The sequence below is a fragment of the Pseudomonas sp. MIL9 genome (genome assembly GCF_016887925.1).
GTDB lineage: Bacteria > Pseudomonadota > Gammaproteobacteria > Pseudomonadales > Pseudomonadaceae > Aquipseudomonas > Aquipseudomonas mohnii.
The window spans coordinates 157,826-163,825 of record NZ_JAFEHE010000009.1 but is presented as its reverse complement, the minus strand read 5'-3'; the positions used below and the strand labels follow the sequence as shown (position 1 = coordinate 163,825).

The following is a 6,000-nucleotide window of genomic DNA, read 5'->3' as shown; positions in this document are numbered from 1 at the left end:
CCAAGAGCTTTGCAGCCATGGTCACCTTGGCCTGCAGCCTACGTTGCATGCGGCAATACTTTTCGTACAAAGCCTAGTTCCAGCAAACTAACCAATCGCATATTCATCCTGCTGGCAGCGCTGCTGACATTCCAGTCGCTGGTTATTTCTTCCGTCTCAGTCCACCTACTTGATGTGCTAAAACTGCTTGGCATCGCAACTTCAACAGCACTGGCCATAGGAATGATGATTGGGCCATCTCAAGTCATGGCACGCCTTGCAGAGTTTTCGATTGGGCGAAACCTACACCCTACCTGGTCGGCTCGTATCGCCATCCTGCTATGCGGGGTGGGTATTGCGCTGCTGTTACCGGCCATCCCGTGGCTGGCCTTCGTAGCCTTGGCGCTTTACGGAGCAGGTAATGGAATTCTGACCATTGCTCGCGGAACATTACCCTTGGCTCTATTCGGCGCGGATGGCTACGGAGCACGTATGGGGCTGCTGGCTCGCCCGATGCTGATTGCCCAGGCTGTAGGCCCCATAGCAGCAGCACTTGCTCTAGAAAGATTTGGATCAATTCCGCTGTTAGTTGGAATGTGCATTCTAGTAGCAATAAGCTTTATTACGAGCCTTGCTCTCCCTGCCAAATGACTGGCTAAATGGGATTAGGCACGTATGCCGTGATCAAGCCGCATAATCTCGTCATGGATAATTGTGAATCCCATAGGTGTGCACAGCACCCTGCAGGGTGTCTGACGGCCTACACCTGCTACAGATCTTACAAGCCATCGCTGCGCCTTCTTTCGGCTTCCAAACACTTCAAGTGCGATTGAGAAGACTTGCTCGTAACGCGTCTGAAAACAGCGATGCCTAGCACTCCAGCAGCCAATCGGGGAGCGAACACATCGCCCGACAATCCTAAGCTCATTCATGCTTCACCCTCTGGTGATACTGGTCTGGTCGCCCCTCGTACTCTGTGCAGGGGGCATCCCGGCAGGGCCACCTCGTGGCGCGGCCCTTTAGCTCAGACGCAACGCTTACCATCGAATTGAAGATCTGCTCGCAGCTACCTATCACTCAGCACTGATCGTGCAAAGTGGGAAAGATTGGAAGCCCCGTCTCCATTCCTGCGCAACAGGTAACCCTTGATACCAACCTGGCCAGGCCCATCCCGATCACACCTTTCTGAGTCGCCAATCATGACGATCCGCCTCTGACCACTGAGCTCATTTTCTGGCCGGACATTAAGCAGATCGCAGGTGTGCTGATAGATGCCGGCTTGCGGTTTCATAACACCAATGCGATAGCTGAAACCATAGGCCCCAAGGTGCGGGAAAATCCTTTCCACTACGGGGCCGTAGGCCATTGCCAGGTTTGAACATACGGCCAGTCTCACCCCTGCAGCTTGCAGTAGCCCAACGGCCTCAACCGCGTCTGGATAAGGCTGAATGCTTGCCAGCTCTTCCTCCAAGCATTGATCAAGAAATGCGAGTTGGGAGGGCGAGATCTTGATACCAAAGGCCAGCGCAGCCTCGCTTAGAGAAAGGCAATGGGTCATGATCGTTCGGATGTCATCAGCGCGAGGCAAGCGGCCTTGGCGTCGCCCCTCTCGAAGCAACTGTCGAAACGGATGTGTCGGCTGCTGTATCTCTACCAGCGTTCCGAAGGCGTCAAAGATTACGGCACTGGTCTTCATCTGAGTTTCCTTCGCTGGTCACCGCCCGCAAGACAGCCAGCCACTCTAACGAGAATCAAGCTCAACAACCAAATAACCAATCTACCGAAGAGTAACGCCAAATTTTGAAAAATCATCCACCAGCGTTTTTCGACCCAGCATTTTCGGAAGCTTGAAGACGTTCCTGTACCCATACCACAAAAACATAGGAATAATGACAAGCCCAACTCCAAAGGTGGCCGTTGCAGCAATAATCCCAGCTGGAACCGCTGCTAGCGAAATAACCACACCCTTTACCAAAGTCGACCTTGCAATAATTCGCAGATCATCCAAGTCGCACTCAACTTTCCCACCAGCCTTCTCAAAAGCGACAACAATTATCGATTTCTTTGAGGCATGTTTATAGTACCAAGTTCGCGGAACATCAGTCGCCAAAGCACCATGCTTCGCAAGATACTTCAGCATCACAACCTCCTTGAAATAGAGCGTAGCGCCGTGTTCATCTTCATATCTAACACGTCGATAGAGAGCGTCTAGATCACCGCTCGCTTGAGCATCATAGTTCTTAACAGTCAATGTCAATTTCTTTAACTCGGACATGCTTCTTCCCTTAAACACACATTAACTATTAATGGATTAGATGACGGTGGGGCCTACTGAAGCAGGCTGAGACAGCGGCCTCGACGACGCGGGGGGCACTCAAGCGGCGGCAGGCAATCGGCTGACCAGGACGTAATGATCGTTGCCTGACACTGTCCGCAATAACGCCATGCCTTCGACCTCCGCTATTACCTCACTAGGGGGTGTGACAATTGTCATCCCATCAACCAGTTGCCCTGAAAGGTCGCCATAGACATACGCAACAAAACGATCGCCAACTTCAGCTGCATCTACCAGGTACGCGTCCACCAGTGCGCCCCAATCATGAGCCTGCGCAATCAACAACTTAGCTGACACCAGACTAGGCAGTCGCCCGCCCTCAGCCGTCCAGTCCTGGGAATTCAGACAACTCATGGACTCTCCATCACGTTCGAATTTGAAACCTACTCACTTGCTGAACAAAGCTAAACACCAGCAGCCTTATCAGTCCTCATACACTGATAACTAGGTCTGGCCGAAAGCCAGTTTGTTCAGAGGGGTAACCACGAGGATTACTCACAAACCGGACGCCATTAACCACCTCATCCACGGCTTCGTGGGTATGGCCAAAGATCCATAGATCGATCTTAAAATCCATCAGGCCATCCCAGTTGTTGCCATAGGCTGCTCGCAAGTGAGGATCGGCTCCTTGGTCACTCACGAACTTCATAAGGGGCGGATGGTGAGTCACAACTACACGCTTACCGTTGAATGGCACCGACAGCTGGCCCTCCAACCACTCCTTCGTCTCTCGATTTCTCGCGATCAGATCATCAGGGCGCAAACGCCGATACTGTTCACCGACACGGATCGCGCGAAAGTCATTCAGTGAGTTACGAGCGCACCAAGAAGCAGCTACAGGGTCTCCGGTCGCGGCCAGGCTCGTCCAACCCGTAGCGCAGAGAAACTGCACATCACGGTGTTCTAAAACCTGATTTTCCAAGACGTGGACGTGTGCCTCAGCAGCGACAAGCAGCTTGCTGTGGGTTCGATCTATATTCCCGCTGTAGTGCTCATGATTGCCCATGGCATATATGACAGGCGTGCTGAAGGTCAGGCTGGCCCATCTGGCCCCCCTCGACTTCACGTGGATGTCACCGGCCAGTACGACCACGTCACAGTCCACCACAGGGGGGACGAAATCGGCGAACTCACAATGCAGATCAGACAGTACATGAAGCTTCATCCCAAGCCTGCTGACGTCGACTTTCTAATAAATTGATCATCCCCTGGCCCGGTCGCTCGGACGCGGCGAGACTGCCATCAGTAGGCCCACGATAAACGATGATCGCCATTATTGCTAGCTTTCGATATTTATCGACGCATGGCGCTGTGGCCCTATTCTTCGTTTTGAGCGCTCAGCATGCAGAACGAGATAGCAGCAATAGTCCGAGCTCTGCGCGACCTGAGAGGATCGGCTCAGGAGGAGCTTGCCGAGATCAGCTCCCAAGCCAATCTGTCGCGATTGGAGCAGGGGAAAACGCAGGTCTCTTTGGTCAAGCTGAGCAAGATCGCACGCACCCTAGATTTCGATCTCGTGGCTCTCGTCGCGCTGTGTCAGGCCCTCCAGGATGGGTCATCACCTATCGATGTCATGGCCAAGGCTTCGAAGGATTTGGAGGGCTTCATAGCCCTGGGAGGCTTGCAGGGCCTGAACAAGCACTGGGACGCTGGTGAAGGGCTGGTGAAGCGCACGCGAGGCAAACCCAGCAGCCCAGATCGAATCCGAGCGGTACTAGAGCTCAAGGCTAGTGGCATGTCGAAGGCGGAGGTGAGTCGAGCGCTGGGGTTGCCTGAAGCGACTGTCAGGCGTTACTGGCTCAAAGAACTGCCTGGCTAGAAAGGGAGTTGTGGGGTACGAGCAGAGAAGCTCTCCACTTGTCCGATTCGATTTAGCGCGGCGGCAGATCCGTGAAGCGCAGCCTGGGATAGATCCGCCTTTCCTCAGCGCATTTGGAAATCTGGAAGAACGCTGACAGCAGTGCATCTTCCGAAGGGCAGTGCCGGGTCATGACCTCGAACTCGTTGTAATCGAACGCTAGGACGCGGACACCGACCTCATCCATGAACTTCAAAATCATGGTGCTGTATTCATCGTAGTTGTCGATAAAAAACTCTCTGACCACGACAACTCCCACCAGGGGGCGTGCAGCAAGATCAATGTCCAAGGGCGTGCCGTCCACAAGCGCCAAGGCTGGATTGCCTTCTCGCTTGATCGTTGAAATAGCGCCACGTAGTTGCTGAAGACCGTTCTTCAACTGACCTGTAGCCTTCTTTCGCTTTCTCTCAAGCGTTGTGTTCAACGTCGCTGGGGTATTGGGACTGTCCTTCGCCTGCAGCAGTAAAGTCACTTCGTCGCCCATCACCACTACGTCAGCCAGCTCCTCGCCATCGGAGACCTTCAGCGGGCCATGGATGATCCGCTCGGAGGTATATGCCCGCTGGAGCAGATAGATGATATCCAGCTCCTGAAACGTACCCGGCTCAGTGCGCTCCAACTGTGTATTGGAGAAGCCTTTGGAGCCTCGAAAGTCCTGGCGGGTCAGGTCAGTGATCAAATAGTCCGAGGGGAACAGATCTTCCTGCAGGAACACCGTTGTGGCACGAGCGTCGTCCTCATAGGTCGTGAGGCTGAACCATCTGTCCGCCTGCTCATACATCTTGGGCCAGTGATCTGCTCCAATGGGGCTGAGTGTACCAAGCTCCTTGCGGAGCTGACTTAGCTTGGCCTGGGCCTTACAACTGAACAGCTCACGGTTGTGCTCGTCGAAAAAGCACACACTGAACTCGTCAGGGAAGCTCTGCAGTGCCTCGGTGAGAGGGTCACCAGGGATGAGTGGGGTTTTGATCAATAGCGGGCTTTGTGGGTCATCAAAGCAGGCTGTGAGAAGCGTGAGCCCCATCGTTTCGCCTGCCTTGTATGGCGCGAGGTAAAGCTTCAATTCACGCCTTTGCTGAGCGGCCAGGATCAGCTCTTTCCCTGCCTTGATTACCAACACGAAGCCTTCAGGGCCTTCAACGATCCATAATCCACGGGCTAAGACAGCTATTTGCTGAAGCGCTTGTGGCTTCATGATCGTGAGGTACATGTGAACTCCTTGGCGGCTGCCTGATTGCGTCCTGCATAACCTGAAGCCTACGCTGGAGGTCGCCCGAGAGATAGCAGCTCACTGGTATATCAAGATCGAAGTAGCCCCTTGGAGCAGGCCTGCCCGGCTACCGCCATTGATCCTCAGATCTGTTGGACGGAGACAACGTCGATGTACTTGTACTTCTTCTTACGCGCCGCGTTCTTGGCCTCCAATTCAGCGACCAATCGGCTCAGGGTGTTCGATTCATAAACGAAAACATCCATATGCCCTTCGAACACCTTGGTGACGTGAAGGGTAACCCGCAATTTGCTTGGGCGCGGTTGCTCAGAGGCCTTCGGTGCTGCAGGGTTTTGCCTGGGTTTGAAGCTGCTAGGTGGTAAGCCGCTGAATAGCGCGTCCCGCATCTGCTCTTCTGTGAGCACATCAGACATCCACAAACCTCCAGTTCGTTGGGCAATGATAGACAACATCCCCTTAACTTCCTGGAGATAGGCTCCGCAGGAAGGTGCTCGGATCAAACGGTTTTTATGCGCTTCCAAGGCCGCAGCAGGAGCGACGTCTAAAGCGATTATGCTAGGCCTGGTCTTCCCCACCGATACCCCATCCTGGCCAACC

At 53.9% G+C, this 6,000-nt stretch carries 7 protein-coding genes and 1 pseudogene; 2 read left to right on the top strand and 6 right to left on the bottom strand.

From position 1 onward, the window contains the following. Positions 1-96: 96 nt before the first annotated feature. Positions 97-630, top strand: a pseudogene (locus JQF37_RS12605) (MFS transporter); the annotation flags it as partial. Positions 631-1,045: 415 nt separating this feature from the next. Here JQF37_RS12605 and JQF37_RS12595 read toward each other — a convergent pair. The 4 genes from JQF37_RS12595 to JQF37_RS12580 form a co-directional block, all read right to left on the bottom strand. Next, entirely contained in the window at positions 1,046-1,675 is a 630-nt protein-coding gene (locus JQF37_RS12595) for an HAD family hydrolase (RefSeq protein ID WP_033901918.1), read from the bottom strand. Between the two features lie 81 nt (positions 1,676-1,756). After that, complete coding sequence (locus tag JQF37_RS12590) at positions 1,757-2,254, bottom strand: hypothetical protein (RefSeq protein WP_033901917.1); 498 nt, start codon at positions 2,252-2,254, stop codon at positions 1,757-1,759. Positions 2,255-2,353: 99 nt separating this feature from the next. Then, entirely contained in the window at positions 2,354-2,668 is a 315-nt protein-coding gene (locus tag JQF37_RS12585; protein ID WP_204149672.1) for a hypothetical protein, read from the bottom strand. A gap of 76 nt (positions 2,669-2,744) precedes the next feature. Next, complete coding sequence (locus JQF37_RS12580; RefSeq protein WP_204149671.1) at positions 2,745-3,479, bottom strand: metallophosphoesterase; 735 nt, start codon at positions 3,477-3,479, stop codon at positions 2,745-2,747. Between the two features lie 177 nt (positions 3,480-3,656). Here JQF37_RS12580 and JQF37_RS12575 point away from each other — a divergent pair, with 177 nt between their 5' ends. Beyond that, the gene (locus JQF37_RS12575; protein WP_204149670.1) at positions 3,657-4,133 is read left to right on the top strand and encodes a helix-turn-helix domain-containing protein; all 477 of its coding nucleotides are present in this window, start codon (positions 3,657-3,659) and stop codon (positions 4,131-4,133) included. A gap of 52 nt (positions 4,134-4,185) precedes the next feature. On the opposite strand, the gene JQF37_RS31365 is transcribed toward JQF37_RS12575, so the two are convergent. Together JQF37_RS31365 and JQF37_RS12565 are read right to left on the bottom strand one after the other, a co-directional pair. Then, complete coding sequence (locus tag JQF37_RS31365) at positions 4,186-5,382, bottom strand: hypothetical protein (RefSeq protein ID WP_239142518.1); 1,197 nt, start codon at positions 5,380-5,382, stop codon at positions 4,186-4,188. Between the two features lie 143 nt (positions 5,383-5,525). Continuing rightward, a complete protein-coding gene (locus tag JQF37_RS12565; RefSeq protein ID WP_204149669.1) occupies positions 5,526-5,816 on the bottom strand; it encodes a hypothetical protein in 291 nt (96 codons plus the stop codon). Between the last annotated feature and the right edge of the window lie 184 nt (positions 5,817-6,000).